This window comes from Luteipulveratus halotolerans (assembly GCF_001247745.1).
Taxonomy (GTDB): Bacteria; Actinomycetota; Actinomycetes; order Actinomycetales; family Dermatophilaceae; genus Luteipulveratus; species Luteipulveratus halotolerans.
On the sequence record NZ_LAIR01000003.1, the window covers coordinates 89,571 to 111,463 of the forward strand.

Annotated in this window: 20 protein-coding genes and 5 pseudogenes; 11 read left to right on the forward strand and 14 right to left on the reverse strand. The window is 67.4% G+C overall.

The window, feature by feature from the left end:
- Positions 1 to 4: 4 nt before the first annotated feature.
- The 7 genes and pseudogenes from VV01_RS21665 to VV01_RS23640 all read left to right on the forward strand — a co-directional run bounded on the left by VV01_RS21665 (position 5) and on the right by VV01_RS23640 (position 5,834).
- Positions 5 to 595, forward strand: a complete 591-nt coding sequence (locus tag VV01_RS21665; protein ID WP_050672153.1) for a cadmium resistance transporter — start codon at positions 5 to 7, stop codon at positions 593 to 595.
- A 74-nt stretch (positions 596 to 669) separates the two neighbouring features.
- Positions 670 to 1,332: a TlpA family protein disulfide reductase gene (locus VV01_RS21670; RefSeq protein ID WP_082221282.1), complete on the forward strand. Its 663-nt coding sequence runs from the start codon at positions 670 to 672 to the stop codon at positions 1,330 to 1,332.
- Positions 1,329 to 2,093 carry a cytochrome c biogenesis CcdA family protein gene (locus tag VV01_RS21675; protein ID WP_050672154.1) on the forward strand — a complete coding sequence of 255 codons (765 nt, stop codon included), beginning with the start codon at positions 1,329 to 1,331 and terminating at the stop codon, positions 2,091 to 2,093. The genes VV01_RS21670 and VV01_RS21675 overlap by 4 nt, the downstream gene beginning before the upstream one ends.
- 89 nt (positions 2,094 to 2,182) lie before the next feature.
- A complete protein-coding gene (locus tag VV01_RS21680) occupies positions 2,183 to 2,587 on the forward strand; it encodes an ArsR/SmtB family transcription factor (RefSeq protein WP_050672155.1) in 405 nt (134 codons plus the stop codon).
- Positions 2,587 to 3,486, forward strand: a complete 900-nt coding sequence (locus VV01_RS21685) for a cation diffusion facilitator family transporter (RefSeq protein WP_050672156.1) — start codon at positions 2,587 to 2,589, stop codon at positions 3,484 to 3,486. The genes VV01_RS21680 and VV01_RS21685 overlap by 1 nt, the downstream gene beginning before the upstream one ends.
- Before the next feature lie 443 nt (positions 3,487 to 3,929).
- Complete coding sequence (locus VV01_RS23635) at positions 3,930 to 4,424, forward strand: hypothetical protein (RefSeq protein ID WP_157509235.1); 495 nt, start codon at positions 3,930 to 3,932, stop codon at positions 4,422 to 4,424.
- A gap of 207 nt (positions 4,425 to 4,631) precedes the next feature.
- Positions 4,632 to 5,834 (forward strand): annotated as a pseudogene (locus VV01_RS23640) (IS3 family transposase).
- Positions 5,835 to 6,205: 371 nt separating this feature from the next.
- Here the strand turns inward: VV01_RS23640 and VV01_RS21710 are convergent.
- Positions 6,206 to 6,559, reverse strand: coding sequence for a hypothetical protein (locus VV01_RS21710; RefSeq protein WP_157509237.1), 354 nt, complete (start codon positions 6,557 to 6,559; stop codon positions 6,206 to 6,208).
- 326 nt (positions 6,560 to 6,885) lie between these two features.
- Between VV01_RS21710 and VV01_RS24560 the strand changes: the two are divergent.
- A pseudogene (locus VV01_RS24560) lies at positions 6,886 to 7,836 on the forward strand (DNA cytosine methyltransferase); the annotation flags it as partial.
- 64 nt (positions 7,837 to 7,900) lie between these two features.
- Here the strand turns inward: VV01_RS24560 and VV01_RS22635 are convergent.
- Together VV01_RS22635 and VV01_RS24160 are read right to left on the reverse strand one after the other, a co-directional pair.
- Complete coding sequence (locus VV01_RS22635; protein WP_231635358.1) at positions 7,901 to 8,830, reverse strand: RNA polymerase sigma factor; 930 nt, start codon at positions 8,828 to 8,830, stop codon at positions 7,901 to 7,903.
- The gene (locus VV01_RS24160) at positions 8,831 to 9,217 is read right to left on the reverse strand and encodes a hypothetical protein (RefSeq protein ID WP_197275235.1); all 387 of its coding nucleotides are present in this window, start codon (positions 9,215 to 9,217) and stop codon (positions 8,831 to 8,833) included.
- 147 nt (positions 9,218 to 9,364) lie between these two features.
- Here VV01_RS24160 and VV01_RS24165 point away from each other — a divergent pair.
- Positions 9,365 to 9,631 (forward strand): annotated as a pseudogene (locus VV01_RS24165) (integrase core domain-containing protein); the annotation flags it as partial.
- 220 nt (positions 9,632 to 9,851) lie between these two features.
- Positions 9,852 to 10,733, forward strand: a pseudogene (locus tag VV01_RS21730) (IS256 family transposase); the annotation flags it as partial.
- Positions 10,734 to 11,067: 334 nt separating this feature from the next.
- Here VV01_RS21730 and VV01_RS21735 read toward each other — a convergent pair.
- From VV01_RS21735 to istA, 4 genes are all read right to left on the reverse strand, one after another.
- Positions 11,068 to 11,451 (reverse strand): type 2 periplasmic-binding domain-containing protein, encoded by a 384-nt coding sequence (locus tag VV01_RS21735; RefSeq protein ID WP_050672097.1) that lies wholly within the window; start codon positions 11,449 to 11,451, stop codon positions 11,068 to 11,070.
- Positions 11,452 to 11,594: 143 nt separating this feature from the next.
- Complete coding sequence (locus VV01_RS21740) at positions 11,595 to 12,137, reverse strand: zinc metalloprotease (RefSeq protein ID WP_050672096.1); 543 nt, start codon at positions 12,135 to 12,137, stop codon at positions 11,595 to 11,597.
- Between the two features lie 98 nt (positions 12,138 to 12,235).
- A complete protein-coding gene (gene istB / locus VV01_RS21745; RefSeq protein WP_050672095.1) occupies positions 12,236 to 13,051 on the reverse strand; it encodes an IS21-like element helper ATPase IstB in 816 nt (271 codons plus the stop codon).
- Positions 13,051 to 14,751 carry an IS21 family transposase gene (gene istA / locus VV01_RS21750; RefSeq protein WP_050672094.1) on the reverse strand — a complete coding sequence of 567 codons (1,701 nt, stop codon included), beginning with the start codon at positions 14,749 to 14,751 and terminating at the stop codon, positions 13,051 to 13,053. The genes istB and istA overlap by 1 nt, the downstream gene beginning before the upstream one ends.
- 142 nt (positions 14,752 to 14,893) lie before the next feature.
- On the opposite strand from istA, the pseudogene VV01_RS21755 reads away from it, so the two are divergent.
- A pseudogene (locus tag VV01_RS21755) lies at positions 14,894 to 15,256 on the forward strand (transposase); the annotation flags it as partial.
- Positions 15,257 to 15,544: 288 nt separating this feature from the next.
- Here the strand turns inward: VV01_RS21755 and VV01_RS21760 are convergent.
- The 7 genes from VV01_RS21760 to VV01_RS21790 form a co-directional block, all read right to left on the reverse strand.
- On the reverse strand, positions 15,545 to 18,751 hold the full coding sequence (locus VV01_RS21760; RefSeq protein WP_082221287.1) for a LysM peptidoglycan-binding domain-containing protein: 3,207 nt from the start codon (positions 18,749 to 18,751) through the stop codon (positions 15,545 to 15,547).
- Positions 18,752 to 18,795: 44 nt separating this feature from the next.
- A complete protein-coding gene (locus tag VV01_RS21765) occupies positions 18,796 to 19,746 on the reverse strand; it encodes a hypothetical protein (protein WP_050672166.1) in 951 nt (316 codons plus the stop codon).
- Complete coding sequence (locus VV01_RS21770; RefSeq protein WP_157509239.1) at positions 19,725 to 20,330, reverse strand: hypothetical protein; 606 nt, start codon at positions 20,328 to 20,330, stop codon at positions 19,725 to 19,727. Before VV01_RS21770 ends, VV01_RS21765 begins: the two co-directional genes overlap by 22 nt.
- Complete coding sequence (locus VV01_RS21775) at positions 20,327 to 20,773, reverse strand: TadE/TadG family type IV pilus assembly protein (protein ID WP_050672168.1); 447 nt, start codon at positions 20,771 to 20,773, stop codon at positions 20,327 to 20,329. The genes VV01_RS21770 and VV01_RS21775 overlap by 4 nt, the downstream gene beginning before the upstream one ends.
- On the reverse strand, positions 20,770 to 21,204 hold the full coding sequence (locus tag VV01_RS21780) for a hypothetical protein (RefSeq protein ID WP_050672169.1): 435 nt from the start codon (positions 21,202 to 21,204) through the stop codon (positions 20,770 to 20,772). Before VV01_RS21780 ends, VV01_RS21775 begins: the two co-directional genes overlap by 4 nt.
- On the reverse strand, positions 21,201 to 21,527 hold the full coding sequence (locus VV01_RS21785) for a hypothetical protein (RefSeq protein ID WP_157509240.1): 327 nt from the start codon (positions 21,525 to 21,527) through the stop codon (positions 21,201 to 21,203). Before VV01_RS21785 ends, VV01_RS21780 begins: the two co-directional genes overlap by 4 nt.
- Positions 21,528 to 21,619: 92 nt before the next feature.
- On the reverse strand, positions 21,620 to 21,868 hold the full coding sequence (locus tag VV01_RS21790) for a hypothetical protein (RefSeq protein ID WP_157509242.1): 249 nt from the start codon (positions 21,866 to 21,868) through the stop codon (positions 21,620 to 21,622).
- Positions 21,869 to 21,893: the final 25 nt, after the last annotated feature.

The following is a 21,893-nucleotide window of genomic DNA, read 5'->3' on the forward strand; positions in this document are numbered from 1 at the left end:
CGCGATGATCGCTTCGGCGCTGCAGGCCGCCGGCCTGTTCCTGGTCACCAACATCGACGACATCATCGTGCTGTCGTTGTTCTTCGCGCGGGGAGCTGGGCGAAGAGGCACCACCAGCCGCATCCTCATCGGGCAGTACCTCGGATTCGGCGGCATCCTCCTGGCATCGGTCGCGGTGGCCCTCGGCGCGGACCTCTTCCTGCCCGACGGTGCCATCCCCTACTTCGGGCTGATCCCGTTCCTGCTGGGCTGCTATGCCGCATGGCGGGTGTGGCGCAACGGCGACAACGACGCTGACGACGCTGACGACCGTCCGATCAGCGCCTACATGGTGGCCGCGGTCACCTTCGCCAACGGCGGAGACAACATCGGCGTCTACGTGCCGGTGTTCCTCGCGGTAGGCAGCGGCTCCCTCATGGCCTACTGCGTCGTCTTCCTCGCCCTGGTCGCAGTTTTGGTCGTGACCGCCAGGTACATGGCCACGCGCAAACCGATCGCCGAGGTGCTGGAACGGTGGGAGCACATCCTGTTCCCCGCCGTCCTCATCATCCTCGGCCTCATCATCCTGATCGAGGGCGGCGCATTCGGCCTCTGACACCCCAGCACCCACCAACGGCTAGGCCAGGACGAGCCATCCTGCGCCGCCATCGAACCGGCTGAAAGAGGCCCATGGCTACCCACCTGACGAGCGAAACCCCGGCCCCCAAGAGCGCCGCGCAGCACCGCAACCGAGGCCCCCGCCGGAGACTGGTCCTGCTCGCCGCAGCCCTCGTCCTGACCGCAGCCGCCGGATGCGGCGACTCCCAGAACGGATCCATCCGGGACCAGGCCAGATCCGGAGACGGCAAGGGCTACGTGTCCGGCGACGGGAGCATCGAGGTGACCGCACCAGAGCGGCGGCGATCACCCTTGCAGGTGACCGGAACGACCCTGACCGGATCCCCCTGGAAGCTGTCCACCGAGCGAGGCAAGGTGGTCGTGCTGAATGTGTGGGGATCCTGGTGCGCACCATGCGTGAAGGAGGCCCCGGACCTGGAGGCCGCCTGGCAGCGTCTGCGGGACAAGCCAGTTCAGTTCATGGGCCTCAACACCCGAGAGAGCACAGGCAACGCGGCCGCATTCCTGAGCTCCCGCAACATCACCTACCCCTCGTTAAGCGACGACGGCGGCCGCAACCTCCTCGCACTACGTGGCCGCGCGGCCACGGTGCCGACGACGCTGGTGCTGGACCGTCAGGGCCGCGAGGCCGCACGAGTCCTCGGCCCACTGACCGCCTCAACGCTGACCGGACTGGTCACCGACGTGCTGGCCGAACCGGCGCAGAGCTCATGACGCCGATCGCCACCGCCGCTGCCGATACCGGCCAAGTCATCACCTCCGGCGCCCTACCCGTAGCCGCGCTGGTGGCCGTCGCGGCCGGGCTGATCTCATTCGCCTCACCATGCGTTCTGCCGCTCGTACCCGGGTTCCTCGGCTACGTCACCGGCAGCGGGGACCCCGCCGGGCAAGCGCGCGGCCGGCTGCTCGCCGGCGCCGCACTGTTCGTGGCCGGGTTCAGCACCATCTTCATCGGCGGCGCAGCCGCATTCAGCAGCATCGGCGCCGTGCTGATCGAGCACCGCGTGTGGCTGATGCGCGTTGGCGGGATCCTGGTCATCGCCATGGCACTGGCCTTCCTCGGTCAAGGACCGCAACGAGCCTGGCAACCCCGCTGGCGACCGGCAGCCGGCCTGGCCGGCGCACCCCTGCTCGGCGCCGTCTTCGGGATCGGCTGGTCACCGTGCATGGGCCCCACCCTGGGCACCGTCCTGACCCTGGCCACCGCCACCGGCGACCAGTCCGCCGTCACCCGCGGAGTCATCCTGGCCACCGCGTACTGCCTCGGACTCGGCCTGCCCTTCCTGGGCCTAGCCGTGGGCTACTCACGACTGAGCGGCCTGTCGAAGTGGCTCCGCCAGCACCACCGCGCGGTCCAGGCACTCGGCGGCACCCTCCTACTCATCACCGGCCTGCTGCTGGTCACGGGCGCCTGGGACACCGTCACCACCACCATCCAAGCCCGCCTGATCTCCGGATTCACCACCATCCTCTAGACCCTGAGGAGCGGCACCTCGAAGCACCCACGACCGCCAGCGCACGACCCGCGGTTCCATTCCCACCGATCTCCACCTAGTATCGCCATATGGCGATAACAACTATCAACGGTGATACTGGCGGGCCCCTGGACGAAGCACTAGCCGCCACCGCGGCAGCCTGCTTGTTCCGCGGCATGAGCGACCCTTCCCGGGTGGCGATCCTGCAGCACCTGCTGCTCGGGGAGCACAAGGTCGCGGAACTCACCGAGCACCTGGGCCTGGCACAGTCAACGGTGTCCAAGCACCTGGCATGCCTACGCGACTGCGGCCTGGTGACCTCCCGCCCCGTGGGACGCGCCTCGATGTTCGCCGTACGCCACCCCGACGCCGTAGCCAAGGTGCTGGCCGTCGCCGAGGAGCTGCTTGCGCTGACCGACGATGCCGTGATGCGCTGCTCGACCGCGAGCCCTGCTGCGCGCGGGAACCGGGGTCTTACCGGGGACGGCCGGTAATGGGCGCCGGACACGCCCACGGCGCCCACGCCGGTGGGCGGCATCGGTGGCGCCTGGCTGTCGCATTCACCCTGGTTGCCGGCTACTTCGTCGTCGAGCTGGCGTTTGGCCTCTGGTCGGGGTCCTTGGCCCTGCTCTCGGATGCTGGCCACATGGCCGCCGACGTGGTTGCTCTTGGCGCCGCCTTGACAGCGACGCGAATCGCGGGCCGCCCCGACACCACCGGGCGACGCACGTTCGGCTCCTACCGCGCCGAGGTGTTCGCCTCGGGCCTGACCGTGCTGCTCATGCTCGGCGCCGCGGTGTACGTCGCCACCGAAGCGCTGGGACGAGTGGGCGACCGGGTCGAGGTCGAGACCGGTCCCATGATGATCGTCGGTGCGATCGGCCTGCTGGTGAACCTGATCGCCTTGCTTCTCCTACGCGGTGGGGCCTCCGAGAGCCTGAACGTCAAGGGCGCCTACCTGGAAGTCGTAGCCGACACCATCGGTTCGGTCGGCGTCATCGTGGCAGGTGTCCTAGTTGCCTGGACCGGGGACGCCTGGTGGGACACCGGCATCGCCCTGGCCATCGCAGTGTTCGTCGCCATCCGAGCCGTGATGCTGGGACGCGAGGTCCTGGCAGTCCTTGGCCAGCATGCCCCCGCAGGGATCGATCCAGAAGATGTCGACTCTCAGATGCGGGCCGTGCCGGGCGTCGCCGACGTCCACGACCTCCATCTATGGACACTCACGTCCGGGATGAACGTCGCGACCGCCCACCTGGTCTCCGCCCCCAGCGCCGACTCCGACATGGTCCTGCAGCAAGCACGCGTCCTCCTACGCGACCAGTTCTCGATCGAGCACGCCACGCTGCAGATCGAGGCCGACGCAGACGCATGCCACGAGATGTCCTGGTAGCCAAGGCACCGTCCTGATCGCGATGTCTCGCGGCTCGTTCTTTCCATCAGGTGTCGAGCCGCGAGACATTCGACCGCCCGAAACCGTCCTCGACAGCACCGCCCGCTGCTCACTACGAGCGGCACCCCGTCACTGAGCCGGCGAGTCTCTACATTTCGAGTCGGCCACTGAGTCCTCACCTTCACGCGGCGTGCCTCGACCCGCAAACGATCGTCACTGGGCCAAGCCCCCATACTCCTCATGTGGACGGGACTGGCCGCAGGTTTGAGGCTCCTGAATTTCGGACTGGCCGGGTTCCGGCAAGCCATCCGCCGCTTCGACGTGCTGCGAGCTCAGGTCTCAGGCTGAGCTCTGGCGGCAGGAGGGTTCTCAATCGGGACGAGGTAGGGATCATCGCGCTCGTAGGTGGTTGGTGCGGACGCGCGCGTATTCGCGTCAGCGCAATGGCAGGCGTCATCACTCTCGCCTGGACTCTGGGAGGCTGCGCGACGGGCGATGCGAACGTCATAGCTGCTCCCAGCACGCCAGGTGTCTGGCAGCGACCACTCAACGCAGTCGGCGTAGACGAGCCTCCACAGTTTCCGGCCACGCTGCCTCACTGGCGGATCCGCACGCAGTGGAGTCAGCAGGTCCGTGTCTTCAACGGGCAGTGGACCTCTCCTAGCGCCGCCGATGATTCCGATTTCCCCGCCACCATGAACGGATGCGATACCCAGCGGTTCCTCGTCCGATGGCGCGCTGCTGACGACGTCACGGTCAGCGCGAGCTGGTTCCACGCCACCGCCGAGGACGTCGCTGGAGAGGTGAGCCGTGGCCGTCGAGGCTGGATGATCCTCGACGGCTGTCAGGTGCCTCGGATGCGGTTGGATGAGGCCGCGAACGGCTCGACCCTCACCGACCTTGCCGTGGAGGTACAACAGCTCGAGCCTGCTGTCTGAGCGACTGGCCGTGACAGTTGCTCTCGCTCCACTGCCACGGGCTCGACGTGACCGCGTATCTCGGCGCACCTGACGGGTGACCAGCTCATCCTTCTGGGAGCTCGACCCAGCACCAGCCTGTGAGGTCGTACAGCGCCTGGGACTGCTGCACGAACAGGTGACATCTGATCTGGCTTGCCCGTCAGGGTGGCCTGGAAGGATGTTGCTGTGCCCAAGCCCTACCCCCGAGAGTTTCGTGATGATGTCGTGCGCGTCGCCCGAGGTCGTGAGCCGGGTGTGACGCTGGAGCAGGTCGCCAAGGACTTCGGTGTCCACCCGATGACGTTGAACAAGTGGTTGCGCCAGGCCGCGATCGATGATGGCGACAAGCCGGGCACGACCACGGCTGAGTCTGCTGACCTGCGGGAGGCCAATCGGCGGATACGGCTGCTTGAGCAGGAGAACGAGGTGCTGCGCCGGGCGGCGGCCTACCTGTCTCAGGCGCATCTGCCGGGAAAAAGCTCTACCCGCTCGTGAGTGAGCTGGCCGCTGACGGGATTCCCGTGACGGTCACGTGCCGGGTCCTGAAGCTCCACCGTCAGAAGTATTACGCCTGGCTGGCCAGTCCGGTCACCGGTCGTGAGCTGCAGGCGGCCTACCGGGCCAACGCGTTGTTCGATGCCCACCGTGATGATCCGGAGTTCGGGTACCGGTACTTGCTTGTGGAGGCCGCCGGCGCGGGTGAGGTGATGACGCCGCGCACGGCGTGGCGGATCTGTTCGGCCAACTCCTGGTGGTCGGTCTTCGGCAAGAAGCGCGGCAGCCACGGCAAGAAGCCCGGGCCACCGGTGCACGATGACCTGCTCGCTGTTGAGGACGAGCACGGTGTGATCCGGCACTCCTTCACCGCCGCCGCGCCGAACCAGGTGTGGCTGACCGACATCACCGAGCACCGCACTGGTGAGGGGAAGCTGTACCTGTGCGCGATCAAGGACGCCTGCTCCGGGCGGATCGTGGGCTACTCCATCAGCGACCGGATGAGGTCAGCCCTCGCGGTCGCAGCCCTGGACTCGGCCGTCGCGCGGCGACGCGCGCAGGGGCAGGACGTCACCGGGTGCATCGTGCACTCCGACCGCGGCAGCCAGTTCCGCTCACGCAAGTTCGTGCACGCCTTGAACCAGCACGCTGACCGGGTCGATGGGCCGGGTCGGCGCTGCCGGTGACAACGCCGCGATGGAGTCCTTCTTCGCGCTGCTGCAGAAGAACGTCCTGGACCGCCGCACCTGGGACACCCGCGAAGACCTGCGGATCGCGATCATCACCTGGACCGAACGCACCTACCACCGACGTCGACGCCAAGACCGCCTCGGCCAGTTGACCCCCATCGAGTACGAGACGATCATGACCACGCCAGCCGATCAGGCGGCATGACTACCAACTGTCACCTGTTCATGCAGCAGTCCCCCTCTCCTCCGGCCGCTGTGCCCACGCGGGCAAAGCTCTCAGGCTGGGTGCCGTCGTCATCGGATCGCGGGCAGACCAACTCGGAGTCCGATTCGTACGCCTCGCCCCAAACACCGTTGGGGTCGATCCGTCGCCACCGGGCCATGAAGTCTGCAACCGCGGCGGCTGTTGCCACGGGCCTGAGCCAACCGTTCCACCGCTCCGGCAGTACGTGATCCGCGGCGAGGGCGAGCTCGACGACCATGTTCTCTTCGGCCGAATCCAGACACACGAAGGCGCTGCCTTCACCTGTCCTGGTCGCGGAGTCTCCTCGAGAGCTGGCGCTCACCATCACCGCCTCACTCCGCCACAAGGCGGCGGATCTGCTCAACGATGTCCGCCGCGGTTGTATCGATCGTCTCGACCAGGTAGCGATCGTTCTCATCCCCGGGTGCCAAAGCAGCCTCGATGATGCGGCCGATGCTGGATGCCTTGTCGTAAACGCGGACCTCATCATGCTGACTCGTGGGCATGAGGTAGGCCTCGTTCGGCACAGCGCCCATCCCGAGCGCGTTCAGGGACCTCAGGATGCCCTCGTTGATGCGCTCCGTCAGCCGCCCCGCGCCCTGCGCCTCCCGCAGCTCCCCTGCGGCGAAGGTCGCAACACCGCCGCCAGCATCTACAAATCCCTTAATTTCCTCGTACGTCGTCATGGACGAAGCATGCAACAAGTACAAGGTAACTGTCTAGGAAATATTTTTAATTAGATTTTTCCTTGGCGTTTCGTCGGGAAGGCTCCCCCGTTGTGCACCGCGCGTGCTGGGGTCTAGGAGCTTGCGTTCCTCCTGAGGCTGGTACGTGGGTCGGTGCCGACCTCAGGGGGTCCGGCCCCGTAGGGTTTGCTCGTGTCAGTAGCGCGCGGTGACCATCTCAAGCCCGTTCCCAACCCGCTGGCCGAGTCTGAGCCGGTCCGTGTCGCGGAGTTCTTCGCCGGCATCGGCCTTGCGCGGCTCGGGCTGGAAGCCGGCGATGCTCGGTTGTCTGGGCGAACGACTTCGACTCCGACAAGGCCGCCATGTACTCGGACCAGTTCGGGGCCGAACACCTGGTCGAGGGCTCGATCGAGGACGTCCGTGGTGCCGACCTTCCCGACATCGATCTCGCGTGGTCGAGCTTCCCGTGCACGGACCTTTCCCTGGCGGGCAACCGCAAGGGGCTTGCGGGCCACGCCAGCGGCACCTTCTGGCAGTTCATCCGCGTGATGAAGGAGATGGGCGACAAGAGGCCGGCCGTCATCGCCCTGGAGAACGTCGTGGGCTTCGCGACCTCCCACGCCGGCGATGACCTCAGCGCGGCCATCAGCGCCCTCAACGAGCTGGGCTACTCCGCGGACGTGCTGACCCTCGACGCTCGACGCTTCGTTCCGCAGTCCCGGCCGCGGCTATTCATCGTCGCCACCCTCAACGCGCCCGCCGACAGCCCGAACCCACACAACGAGCTGCGCCCAGACTGGCTCCAGGCACCTTTCGGTAACCCGGACCTGCTGATGCACCGCGCCGAACTCCCATCGCCGCCTCCTCCACTCACGTCAGGCATGTCGGCGCTCATCGAGCGCCGCACCGACTGGTGGGACGAGTCACGCACAGCCGCGTTCTTGGAGTCGCTGTCCGAGGTGCAGACCGAGCGTGTCGAGTCGCTGCGCAAGGGGCGCACGGTGTCGTATCGCACCGCCTACCGACGCACCCGCAAGGGCGTAGCCCGATGGGAGGTCAGGCCCGATGACCTGGCCGTAAGCATTTGGCGGGCCGAGCACGCCGACCGGCACGACGCCCTTGAACAGCTGAGCCAAGCCGTCGACGCCGAACGCGCCGCCCGCGACGAGACCAACCGCCTCGCCCGACAAGCACGCGCCGGCGGCGCCAGCTGGGAGCAGATCGGCCGCGCGACCGGCATGAGCCGCCAGGCCGCACACGAACGGTGGCGGCCATGACGCCGACCGGTGAGCCGGCGGCCAACTTTTACCAGCCCTCCTCCGAGAAGGGATGGTTTTGGTCCTATGCCAGGTCGGAGGACCCGCTGGTCCGAGCCTGTGATCCACGGCTGCCCGACTGAGCCTGGTTCGTCACGTTCACCTCGAACCGCTCGCTCAGCAGATGGAGTCCTTCTGGCATCGGGTCGTAACGGCTCCACATCTCCGCCAGGCTCTCGTACGTCAGGGTATCCGCGCTAGCGGGCGCTTCGTCCTGCTCGAGCAGGGCCCTAAGCTTGTCCAAGCAGCGGGCCCTCGTTGGCCCGATGCTGCCGACCGGCATGCCGAGCTCGAGGGCAAGGCCTGAGTAGTCCGGTCGCTCACTGAACGCCATGACCTTCAATAGCCGTTGGCAGCGGTCCGACAACTGCGCAACGGCCGCCAATACGCGGTCAGCCTCACGTGGCAGATCTGCCGGACGGTCTACAAGTCGAGATGCGCCCGCCGCACCGACTGGCGGTTCCGACTCCTTCAGTCGCCGGACGCGCCATGCCTCACGTCGCGCGGTGGTCGTCAGCCACGAACCGACCTCCCGTGCGTGGTAGAACGAGTCTCGTCGTTCGACGAGACTCACCCAGGTAGCCTGGAGGACGTTCTCTGACTCGTCGCGACCCAGGCCGTACGCGCGAACCACCTGCCAAAGAACCGGGCTGACGTCTCTCACCAACCGGTCCAGCGCGCGCGCGTCTCCCTCGGACCACTTCTTGAACAAATCGGCGGTGTGGTCCCAGATACTCACTCGATCCCAGACGCTCAAAGGGGACGGCGAGGGCGTGGCCGGAACTAGCTCGTTGGGTTCGGGACTGTTCTCGGCTGGGCGTGTGCTTGAAGCCTCTTCTTCGGCGTGCGCCACCGCTACGACCCAGTCGTCGCTTTCCTTCCCGGCGGCTCGATCGAAGGCGAGCTGAAGCCGGGCGGCAGACACCTGCTCGGGAGTGACTGTGAAGGTGGCCAATTATGAGCCTCCGCCCTTGCCCTCAGGCGACGCCGACTGCTGCGGCAGCCTGGTGATGATCACCGAGTCAACACCAGGAGCGTAACCCGCCGGCCTGGGTGGCATCAGTGCTTGAAGCGTGTCAGCCATGTACGCCTGATCGTTCCGGTGCAGCTCTTTCCTCCGGCGGAGGCCGTCTAGCTGCTCAACCCCGACCCGAGCGGTCGTCGCGTCGGGGTCGAGAGCTCGGTCGAGTGAATCCTCGAACCGTTTTGCTCGGCGATCGATACTCCAGTTCTTCCACGCGCGCCAGGCGTTGTAAATCGAGACAAGGGCTGCTGTCAGTGCAGCCGCCAGCGTCAGAGCTTCGACCGTCCCGCCACTTGCGATGCTCTCGACGCTTTCCACAAGCCCTCCCACTCAAGGTCGGGCCTGGCAAGTCCGCTGTTGCCCTGCGCCGAAGGTTGCCTCTGCGATCCGCATGGTGGTGTTGCTGTACATGCCGACCCAGAGGTTGCCGCTCATCGCGACTCGCAGAGTAACCCCCGGCCGTCGATTGACGCCGGCGTGGACGCATCAGTGGGTTCGGTGGGCGACGCCTACGACAACGCGATGGCCGAGTCCCAGATCGGCGCGTACAAGACCGAGCTGATCCGCCCCGACGGGCCCTGGCGCGATGTCCAGCACGTCGAGCTCAACACCCTGCACTGGGTCCACTGGTTCAACCACGACCGACCCCACGAGTCCATCGACGACCTGACACCCATCGAGGTCGAATCAGCCCACTACGCTGCACGAAACCGTCTCATCCCGTCCGGGTAGAGACACAGCAAGAAGTGTCCGGAAACCCCGGGGCGGTTCACGGAGGCACGACGGGACCGTCCGGCAAACGGTGTAACCGGCCTGACACGCCAACGCTGGTTGGCGAGGAAGGTCTGTGATGACCGAGACACTGGCGACTGTGTCGCCTGAAGATGATGACAGCGCTGACCATGTCGATGATCACGAGCGGGTTCGGCCGGCGGAACAGCCCGCGGCGGTGATGTCCGAGCGAGCCGCGGTAGCGCAGCTGGTCCGTGCCGCCCGGGCGCGTGGTGAGGACCTGACCGGCCCGGACGGACTGCTGAAGCTGTTGACCAAGACCGTGCTGGAGACCGCGCTCGATGAGGAGATGAGCGAGCACCTGGGCTATGACAAGCACGCGGTCGAGGGCCGTGATGGTGGTAACTCCCGCAACGGCACCCGGGCCAAGACGGTGCTGACCGACAACGTCGGCCCGGTCACGATCGAGGTCCCACGGGACCGGGACGGCAGCTTCGAACCGGTCATCGTCAAGAAGCGACAACGCCGCCTGGGTGACGTCGACACCGTCGTGCTGTCGTTGTACGCCAAGGGCCTGACCACTGGTGAGATCAGCGCGCACTTCGCCGAGGTCTACGGCGCCTCGCTGTCCAAGGACCGCATCTCGGTGATCACCGACCGCGTCATCGACGAGATGAGCGAGTGGTGCGCCCGGCCGCTGCTGCCGGTCTACGCGGCGATCTTCATCGACGCGATCTACGTCAAGGTCCGTGACGGCCAGGTCGGCAACCGGCCCTTCTACGCCGCGATCGGGGTCGACCTGCAGGGTCGGCGCGACGTGCTCGGGCTATGGGCCGGCACCGCCGGGCACGGGGAGTCAGCGAAGTTCTGGATGAGCGTGCTGGCCGAGATCAAGAACCGTGGCGTGGCCGATGTGTTCTTCATCGTGTGCGACGGACTGAAGGGGCTGCCGGACTCAGCGAACGCGGTGTTCCCGCTGGCCACGGTCCAGACCTGCATCATCCACCTGATCCGCGGGTCCGTCCGGTACGCCTCCAAGAAGTACTGGGAGGCGATGGCCAAGGACCTGCGCCCGATCTACACCGCACCGTCGCAGGAGGCGGTGACTATGTCAAGGCGAACTGGCCCCAGCCTGACGGCTCGATGTGGCCCCGCCCTACGCCGAGCGCGGTTCGGGCGATGACCGTCGTAGAGGAAGGTGCCCGGTAGTTTCGAACGTCGCAACCTCCGGATGGAGGGTCAGCTGAACCACGCCCGATCCGGGCCTGCCGCTCCCAGACAGACCCGCGCGGAGGCGCGCCGAATCGCCGTAGACGTAGATCATGCGGCCCTCGGCTTCACGCCGAGGGCCGCATGGAGTAGTGCACAGTTCGTTCGATCGTCGATGTACGCCCGTTCAATCTAGATGCGCGTCCTGGCGCTGCCGGTTCACCCAGTTAGGGATGCGCTTTGCGTGCCGCTGACTGGAGTGTGTTCGCAGTGACGGTGCCAAACTTCTTCGATGTGAAGGCCGCGCCGGCCTGGGCGGGTTTGAAGATTCCCTCGTCACCACCGATAATCGAGGCCCGACCGTCAGGGTAAGCCTCCACGAACAAGAGATACTCCTTGTTCGGCTCCACGTCTTCCATGCCCTCTATCGACTCATCGAGCTTCCCTGGCCGGCTCAGGTTGATCGTCTGACCCACCCGAAGGTCCCCGGCGAGAACCTCGGTAACCGTGCTCGGGCGAAGGGTAATGGGGATCTCACCCCCGGTCGCGGTCCCGGCGGGTTGCAAGGTCGACTCGCGGACTGTGGATGACACTTTGAACCGGGCGATCACCGGGGAGGCTGACGCCAGCTCGTCTATTGACGCGTATGACGGGTAGTCCGCGTGAATTTCGTCGGATCCACCGTGGCCGCCCGACGAGCACGCTGTCAGAGCGAGAACCGCACACACGACCACCGCGCGGGTTCCTCGACGGCTTAGTTGCATCGCTTCACCTCACCGATGTCGTAGCCGGCCGGCCCGTAGACCACGTCCCGGTTGCGGCTGTGCTTCATGATGGAGTTGTAGATGGTCGACGGGTTGTCTCCCATCCGGAGGGCGTGCCCGAACTCGTGCGATGAAGTGCTCGTGACCCACCGTCGATCGTCTGTCGCGGCCGGCCCAATCGTGCGAATGTTCAGTTTCGCACTGAACGTGATCCCATTTCCGTTGTATAGGCCGTACCAGTTGTCGGCGTACGACTCCATGCGGATCGTGTTGTAACGCTCCGATTCGTTGCGGTAGATGAAGACGCCGGTGCCCTGCGATCTCGTGGCATTCCACTGGTTGATGGCGTAGGAAACGGCATCCGCCCAGTATGAGGATCCGAGGTAGGACCCCTCGAAGTTGACGTTGAAGGACGTCGCCACACCGGGTGTGTAGCAGACGGCGAATGCGGGCGAGGTGCTGAGGACGGTCGTCGAGCCGAAGAAGGCTGCGCCGACGAGGAACGTTGCTGTGGGTTTACGAAGTCGTGCCAACTTGAACCACCCCTGTCTGTGGCGGAGCCGCCGACAGAGCCTCCGCGCTGGCGAAAGTGTCTCGCCAGCGTCGAGTGGCGTCAATAGGGACGAGAAGCTCAGCCCTGTGCTTGCCCTCGGCTGTTGGCGAGGCGGTAGGAGTGGGTGCCGGTTTCGATGATGGTGCCGTGGTAGGTGAGGCGGTCGACGATCGCGGCGCACAGGCGGGGGTCGGTGAAGGTGTCGGTCCAGCCGGAGAAGGACTGGTTGGAGGCGATGGCGATGCTGTTCTTCTCTTCGCGTTCGGTGAGGACTTGGAACAGGAGCTCGGCTCCGCGGCGGTCGAGCTCCATGTAGCCGAGCTCGTCGATGATGAGCAGGTCGACGCGGCCGTAGCGGGCGATGGTCTTGGCCAGGACCTTCTCGTCGGCGGCTTCGACGAGCTCGTTCACCAGCCTTGTGGCGAGGGTGTAGCGGACGCGGTGGCCTTGCTCGGCGGCGGCGGTGCCCAGGCCGATGAGGAGGTGGGACTTGCCGGTGCCGGAGTCGCCGATCAGGCACAGTGGTTCGCCTTTGCGGATCCAGTCGCCTTTGGCGAGCTCGTGCACGGTGGCGGGGTTGATCGCGGTGTTGGCGTCGAAGTCGAAGTCGCCGAGCCATTTGTCGCGGGGGAACTGGGCGGCCTTGACCCGGCGCACAGAGGAGCGGCGGTCGCGGTCGTCGACCTCGGCCAGCAGCAGCTCGGCCAGGAATCCTTGGTAGGTCAGCTGTTCCTTGGTCGCGACGGCGAGGGCTTCGTCGACCAGCGCCCGGATGGTGGGCAGCCGCAGCCGGCGGCAGGCCTGGTCGATCGCGGCGACGGCGGCTTCCTCGGTCAGGCCGCGTCGGCGGCGCAGCGTGGGGGTGATCGTGGTCGCGGGTGCGGTCGGTGCCATCAGCTGGTGCTCGCTTCCTGGGCGGTGTCGGTGGTGCGGGCGGCCCGGCGTGGGAGCAGCTCGTCGTAGGCGGCCACGGACGGGATCGGGCGGGTGTCCGGTGGGAGGCCGGCGATGACCGAGGCCGGGTCGGTCAGCCGGCGCTGGGTCAGGGAGACAACGCGTTGCTCGGGCGTACCGGTGCGAGCAGCCGGGTGACGGCCGCCGGTGGCCCCACCCCCACCGCCGGCGGCAGCGGCAGTCGCACCGGTAGTCGTGGCGTGGCGTCGGGCCTCGACCGCGACGACGTCGGCGGTGACCGCGCCCACGGACAGGGCGGCGCTGATCCCGGCAGTGACATCGGCGGCTGTGAGGGAGCGGTGCAGCAGCAGGACCTCGACCAGCTCCCGGGTACCGTCAGCGTCACCGTTGACCTTGCGGGAGGCCGCCCAGAACGCCTCGTGCGCGGAGGTGAACACCCCAGCGGCGCGGGCCTGGGCCAGCGCGGTCGAGCCGGGTAGCGCGCCGGGTTTGTGCCGCAGCACCTCCAGGTAGTGATCCAGGACCACGACGTGCCCGGTACGGGCCGCAACCCTGGGGTGGACCGCGACCACGGCCCGGTCTTCGAACACGACCACCTCGGAGGCACGCAGCGAGACCCGGACCCGGTGGCCGATCAGGTGCGCCGGGACGGAGTACTTCACCATCCGCACGGTGATCATGCTCGAGCGGTCCACCCGCGGCCGCAGTACCAGCCCGGGGTCGAACCGTTCAACGGGCAACGGCCGCAACAGGTCTCGTTCGGTGGCGAAGTCCTGCCCGATCGTGTTCGCGTGGCCGGTGATGCGCCGGTCCTCATCGGCGGCCTCCCAGACCCGGATGCGCTCGTTCAGCTCATCCAGCGAGGTCACCTGCGGCATCGGGGTCAGGTGGTTGCGGCGGAACCAGCCGACCGCGCCCTCGACGCCGCCCTTCTCGTGCGCGCCCTCGATCCCGGGCTGGCAGTAGAACGCGTCGAAGCCGTAGTGCGACCGGAACAACACCCACCGATCCGACTCCTGCCGGGCGCGGCCGGGGCCGTGGATGACCTTGGACACCGCCGAGGTGAGGTTGTCGTACTTGATGTGCCGGACCGGGATCCCGCCGATCGCCTCGAACGCTTCCACGTGCCCTTGCAGGAACGCCTCCTGCGCCTGGGTCGGGTAGACCCGGTGGATCGCCTTGCCCGAGTGCGCCAACCAGAGCACGAACATGTAGCACTTGGTGCGGACCCCGTCGATGACCACCCACACCTCGCCGAAGTCGACCTCCGCCTCGGCACCGGGCGCGTGCTCCTGCGCGATGAACGCCTCGACCCGTCGGCCGCCCTCCAGGTCGATCTGTGCGCGGCGGACGCGCACATAGTCCCGCACCGTGGAGTACGACAGCCCGCACGCGTCGTGCTCCTCGACCAGCCGGGCCAGGATCCTGGTCGCGGTATGCCGCTGCTTCCGTGGTGCGTCCAGGTCCGAGCGCAGCATCCCGTCGATGACGTCCTTGAACGGGTCCAACCGGGGCGAGGCCCGCACCGGCCGTTTCCGCGGCGGCGGCTCAGCAGACTCCAGCGCCAACCGCACCGTGCGCCGGTGCACCCCATGCCGGCGCGCGAGCTCACGGATCGAGACCTCCTCGACCCTCGCGTCCCGACGAATCGCAGCGAACAGCTCCACCCGTGATCCCATCCCAACCCCGATCCCTCGAAAGCCTTCGATGGGCCAAGGCTGAGGTGGGGCCAGATCAAACCGTCACAACCACCCCGGCGCGTCGCCAGTGGGGCCAGAACAGACCGTCACAGTGGGGCCAGAACAACCTGTCAAAGTCAAGGCGGCGTGGGCGGCGTTCGAGCAGTTGGAGGAGACCTGGGCGGCGATGTATCCCGCGATCTCACGGCTGTGGCGTGATGCGTGGGAGCAGTTCGTGCCGTTCCTGGACTACGACGTGGAGATCCGCCGAGTTCTGTGCTCCACCAACGGGATCGAGTCCTTGAACGCCCGCTACCGGCGCGCGGTCACCGCCAAGGGCCACTTCCCAACCGAGCAGGCCGCGCTCAAGACGCTCTACCTGGTGACCCGGTCCCTGGACCCCAAGGGCACCGGTCAGGCACGCTGGACCATGCGCTGGAAGCCGGCCCTGAACGCGTTCGCCGTGACCTTCGCCGACCGCATGCCCGCGGCCGAGAACCTGTAACCAAGTACGCCGGTTACACCGATAACCGGACAGTCCCGCTCCAGACGAGCAAGAAGACAGTTCCTGCCAGGACCGCCATGGCTGCCATCATCCAGGCCATCCACTCGATCATTGCCCACGTCATGCGAGCTCACCCCTTCGCGTCAGTGCGGTTGCAGCGTGGTCGGTCGTCGACCAAGGCACGGTGTCGAGTGCGGCTTCGACCAAGCCCAGCAGCCGCTCGGCCTCATCCGCCATCGCCGCGGCGTGATCACGCCCGAACGGTGCGCCGGTCGGCTCGGTTGGTCATCAGCTGGCGGCGCGGTCGGGGTCGAGCCACTCGTGGTTGCGGATGATCGTCTCGGTTCGTTCCGACAGCTCCGCCGGCGCTCCTCCATCGTCGGACCGGTTGCAGACCTCGTCGCGCAAGATGCGCTCGGCCTCGGCGCGATGTCCTTCGGCTTCGAACACCGCAACCAGGTCGAGCTTGGCAATCTCGGAGTCCGGCGCGACGACCGTGGCAATCTCCGCGGCCGCGCGAGCACGAACCAGGTCCGCGGACGCCAGGCATGACGTTGTGACCATGTGCGCAACGTCGACGACGGCGGCCGTCAGGTGGTGATCGATCCGGTCACCGTCGGCCAGCCACTCCCAACCTCCGGGCCGTAGCTGGTCAAAGGGTCGTCCTTCTACGAGCTGGAGTGCGCGCAGCAGATCGCCGATGCCCTCCTGTCCGCGGGACTCGCCACGGGCTCGGAGGCGGCGGAATAGGTCCGCGTCGACCAGCACGTCCTCCACCTCGTACACGCCGACGCCACGCGCTTTGGCTGCCTGGGACTCGCGCGCGTTCGGCAGGTGCTTATTGCCGGTGCGTGGGTTGGTTCCGAGCCAGTCACGGACCATCTTGATGTCTGTGCGGGCACGTCCATCACTGAGGTTGAAGGCGTCGGCCAGCTGCGCCGGTGTCGCCCCGTACGGTCTGGTCGCCAGGTACGCCAGCAGCTCGGTCGCGTACGGCTTCCGCTTGGCTACCGCGACCGCACTGCCGTGAGCCCGGGCGCGCACCGGCCCGAGCAGGCTCAGTCGTGGGAGTGGGCAGCTGTCATCAAGCCACGCTGCGACATCCTCGTCGAGGGTCGGGTCGGCGGCCTCGATCTCGGCGCGCAGCTGCGGCGGGACCTGGGGCGCGAGGCTCTTGAGGTCCTGCTCGGTGGTCGCAGCCGCGTGGACGTACTCGGCGTCTTGGGCGTCAAGGACGCTGCCGTCGGTGCGGTCGTCACCGCCCTCGCGTGGCTTGGCGTGCTGCGGGCGGAGGGCGCCGGCTTCGTTGGTGAAGGAACGCCAACCCTCGGTGGCTTGCTCGTCGCTCGGAATCTCGACGTCGTCGAGGGTCTCGCTCTGGGCGAAGAGCGCTGCGCAACCCCTCGCCTCCTCGCTGGTCAGACCGACGGCCATGAGGTCGAGGCCCGCGCTCGGCATCCGCAACCGGCCGTCGCCGGCGAGCTCGAGGGTTGTCCCGTTTTCAGCCGCCTGTCCGTTGGACACCACGATCGCCGTGCCTGTCTTTCCTGGGTGCTGGTCGACGAGCTCGAGCAGCTGGTCGATTGCCTTGGGATCGTCGCTGCCGTTCAGCAGGAGGAGGCGTGCTGCCCACACGTCGTCGTCGGCCTTGCCCGCGCGAGCCTTCGCAACCTCGACACCTGCCGAGTCGGCGCGCTGGATCATCTCGACCGCGTCGGCAACTGCCTCGGCGGCGGCTCCCGCCGATGACTCGTGGTAGCGGATGCGCTCAGGGTTCAGTGATCCCACCTCTTCGGCGATGCCCACGCAATCGACCGTGACGCCGGCCGACCAAGGATTGAGCGCCAGCTCCGCGGCGACGTAGCGCGCGAAGTCCTGAACGGGAGCGCTGCTCCCTGTCAGGGTGATCGCTGCAATCTCCTCGCAGTTCAGCAGCCACACGTGGCCGTCGTCGCCTTCACCCACGGTGACCAAGAGCGGGTACGGCGCTGGCTGGTCATCGCTCGCGACGGCGGGATCCTCGAGATCCTGAGCCGTCGAGCACGACCAGTGCATCTGATCCTCGGTGCCGTTCCAGGGTTCGGGCAGGGTGCTTGCGGCGCTCAGGTGCAGCACAATCTCGGTCTTGCCAAGCTCGACAGCGGCGAGCGGCGGCAGAGCCGTATTTGCGTCAGCGGCCCGAGCGGCGAGCCCCCGTAGCAGGCTGTCCATCTGCTCCACAGTCGGCGCGGACGTCGCTCCGACTGCCACGACCGTCTTCTCCACCGGCACCACGGAGGCCTCTGGGGTCGCGATCGTGCGACCGGGACGCCGAGCGCGGAACTGCGCCCGTCGGCGTCGCCGCAGCGCCAGCAGCGCCGACCCGGCGAGGACCGCACCCCCGCCTGTGAGGCCGGCTAGCATCCAGCCCGCTGCGGGCCCTTGCTTGTGGGCATCGGTGAGTGGCTCCTGCTGGACGTCGACACGATCGGTCCGCGTCGGAGCGTCACCGTGCAGCCGGGCGGCGCCTGATGCTGCACCTCCGCTCACTCCGACGCGTGCTCCCCTCGCCGCCAGGTCCTGGCTGCTGTCCGCCGCCGCACCTGGCGCGGGCCGCTCCGGGGCAACACTCCGAGCAGCCGGCGGGTTCGGAGCCTGGTCCGCGCCCCCTGCGGTGTTGGGGACCATCGAGGCAGGTACGCGCAGCCTCCACCCTGGGTGGATGTTGTTGACATCGACGAGCCGCTCTCCGTCTGCCTGCGTGATTCCCCGTGTCGCCTGAGCGATGCGGGGGTACTCCTGGGCAGATCCGAGCTCACGTTTGGCGATCGAGGACAGTGTCTCGCCGGCCTTGACAGTGACGGTGTGCGGTGCTGGCTTCTCGACGACCCGTTGAGCCGAGGGGATCCGGATGGCCATCCCGACCTCGAGTCGATCGGGGCTCCCCTCCAGTATGTCCTGGTTCAGATCGACGATCTCGTGGTACCGATCGCCGGAACCGAGGTGCTCGGCTGCCAGCGACCAGAGCGAGTCGCCCGGCTGGACTCGGTGCCCCGTAGTTTCCGCTGTCGCCTCCGACGACGCCGCCGGCATGGCCTCAGCGGAGGCGCCGGCGGCTGTCGATGCAGCGACGGTGGTCGGCGTGACCGGCGCCGCGTGTGCTGCGACCGGTCCGGCAACGAATAGCAGTGCAGCCCCGGCGACCAGACCTTTCGCTGCGGCCTGTGAGTGCCCGAGCCCGCGCACCTGCGGCACCCGCACGCCCCTGATTTTCGCGGCGATCTCCAGTATGAGGGACACGGACATGAACGCCCATGCCGCCCACCCTGCTACGCCAAGAACCGCCAGAAACAGTGACCCGTCATCCGGGCCCGTCACGGTGGACCAGACCTGGTCCACCGTGGGCAACCCGTCCGGAGTGAGATCCGGCCCGAGCGCGAGGAGAACGGCAGGCAGTCCTGCGACGATCCCCAGGATTCCCAGGCAGGAGATCAGGCCAGTCAATCGTCGCTTCATCGTCCAACTCCTCACTGATTCGTGTGCCAGGACCGCAGACCTTGTCAGCGGGTCACGGCCTGGTACTCCCCGATCGCGATCGGCGCAGTTGCGGACGACGCGAGCTGGTCCGTTCCGGTGGCGGCACCAGACCACGTGATCGTCCACTGGGCCTGGGTGCTCAGGGTGTAGTCGCCCTGGCGGGTGTAGCGGTAGCCGCACGTCGGGGAGGCGGCGACGCCGGCCACCGTGCTGTAGGCGGTGCCGGTCGCGTTCGTGCCGGCACAGGTCACGGTCTGCCCGTCGCCCATCGTCCAGACGGTGCGGTCCAGGTGGGCCGTGGCGCGGATGGTCTGCCCGGCGAGGGTGACGTTCACGCTCTGGTCGGGCATGGGCTGGGTCCACAGCCAGACCGGCAGGCCTACCGCACCCAGACACCCGGCGTCATGGCACGGCGCGGAGCCGATGACCGGCTTCGGCAGTTTGAGAGTGGTCTGGATCGCCTGGGACCACTGCGCCGGCGTCGGCGGGGGCGGTGGTGCCGGGGCCGGCTGCGTGGGCCGGGCCGGGGCGGCCGGGGGCGCGGGCACGAGCGGGTTCGCGTCGCAGACTTCGAGCAGCTGCTCGTCACACCCGCCCGGGTCCATCCAGCCGGGGCCACCCGGCTCGCCGTACCTCGGCGGTGACGCCTTCGGGGGTGTCCCGCCACTGCCGGCGTCACCGCTGCCGCCCGTGGCCGGGGGCCCGCTGACCGGGCGCGCCTTGATCCCGCCACCGGGTGCGGGCCGGCGTGGCGGATCAGCCTGCTTGGGGCTGCCACCGCCACCGCTGACCACACCCACGATGTCGCAATGGCTCTTGTCACACTTGCAGACGAAGCCCTTGGGGCAGCCCGCCCCGGTGATCAGGCCGGCCGGGGCGCGTCCGGCCGCGCTGGCGGCCGGGGTGAGCCCGGTCAGCGCGCCGGCTGCGAGCAGCAGGGCGAGCAGGTTGCTCAGGGCGCGGTTGCTGTGCATTTCGACCCCTCCTTGATGTTGCTCTGGTCGTCGACCTTCCAGGTGCGGCCGTCGTCGCTGGTGCGGAACGTGACGATCCCGCTGAAGTTGTTCGCTTGGACACGCAGGTCCTTGCCTGCCTTGTTGTAGGAGTGCCCGTCACTCTTCATGCACACCTGCAGGGCGAGGGTGTTGGAGTCCGGCCCTTCGGCGGCGTAGCGCACCTCCTTGCCCGTGGTCCCAAGCAGCGTCGTCGTCAGCGTGGCGCGCACGATCGTGAACGCCGGCTGCTCACGTGGTGCCCAGAACTCGCGGTTGGAGTCGTTAGCCGACTCGATCGCCTTTGGAGTCGCCAGCTGCGTCGCTGAGGGCGGCAGCGTCGCGCCCTTCTTGACGGTCGTCTGGTCTGTCAGGGCAAGCCAACGCCGGTAGACGTCAGTGGCCTCGGCGTACTGCTCGGCATTCGTAGGCGTCGTCGCTGAGGCAGTCGTCGGCGTAGAACGCGAGCCAGGTTTGTCGTCACCGCCGCACGCAGCCAAGGATGGGGCTAGAGCGACCAGGGCAACCAGGCCGTAGGCAATTCGGTGCTGCCGAGATGTCGTCATCGTGGGACGCCGTCCTTTACTCGTCGGGTGTCGATCACTTGGGTGCTCGTCATGTCGCGGGCCCCGGCGACTCCGCTCAGAAAGCGAGGTTTCCAGGGGACGCGCGTGGTGACTGTGACGGTAGAGCCGGACACGCTCACGGCGCCGGCGACACCGGCCTGACCGAGGTAGGCGCGGGCCGCGGATGCGGCCTTGTCAGGGGTCAACCCGGCGGAATGTCCTAGCACGGCATCGGGGCCGACTTGTTGGCCGGCCGCCCGGGCGGCCTCCTGCGCGCTGGTCTGAGCTTTGCTCTGCGCCTGGATCTTGCTGCTGCCATCGATCGTCAGACCGACGCCGAACAGCACGATGATGCCGAATGCGATGGCGACCCAAGGCGCGATGACACCTGCTTCAGGGTTCCGCGTCGCGCGTTCTACGCGAGCCTGTATCGAGCGCATCATCGCCGCTCCCGGTAGGTGTCCAGCGCACTGGTTGCCTGGGCGGTCAGGTTCCTTGATCCGGGCAGTCCGGGCACGGATAGATCGGACAGATCGACATTGCAGCTGACACGTACGCCGACGCTGGCGGGCTGTCCGACCTGTGCAGAGAAGCCACCCGTGTCAACGGTGACGGCGGGCTGGCACTTCATGCCCTTGCTTGCCATCGTCTCCGCTGCGGCAGCCTCTGCCGCAGCGCGCGCCCGACCCGGTTCCCTCTCGATCGAGGCTGCCCGCGCCGCGGCACCGGCCGCGGCGGTCACGCTCGAGGTGGCCTGGCCGTACCGATAGGCGCCCACACTGAGGGACAGCAGGACCACGAGAATCGACATGGCGATCGCGTACTCGGGTGCCTGATTGCCTCGGTCATCGCACCAGTGCGCTCTGATGTTCATCGGGTGATCCGTTCTGTTGCACCCTGGCTGTGAGCCTCGACCGCGGGAAAGGTGAAGCCGGGCACAAGCGAGGGGAACCGCCCTCGCACGACAACGGTCACCTGCTCTGTGCCTCGGTTGACCTGCACGCTGGCATCAGTCAACGAGCGCGGTCCGGCCTTCGCGAGGAACTCTCGCCCTCGCGCTTGTCCTGAGCCGGCGGTCCCGTTGATCGTGCGGGCCTCTTGCAAGGCTTGGTCGGCCGCACCCGATGCGACGTTGGTCGCATGGGCGTACAGGGCGAGCTGCAGCGTTCCGCAGATCACCACCATCAGCATCGACATCCCGAGCGCGGTGTTGATCGCGACGAATCCCCCGTCGCGATCAACACCGGCGCGGCGTCGGATGCTGTTGCGGGCACGGCCAAGCAACGCGCTCACCAGTTCATGAACTTGTTCAGAGCCTGTGAGCCGTAGGCCTTCAGCGCGAGGAGCAGCACAACGCCGATCCCGGTGCCGATCGCGATCTCGATCGCCTCGAGACCGGCGGTGGCACCGCGCTGCCTTGCCTTGCGGTGGCGACGAGCTAGCAGATCAGCAGCCTGCGAGCTTGCGGTCTGGAGGGTGGCGTAGATGTAGAGCATGTGACTCCCTTTCTGGTCGATTGAGCTCAGGTGTTGGGTCATTCGTCCTCGTCGGTGTGTGAGCACG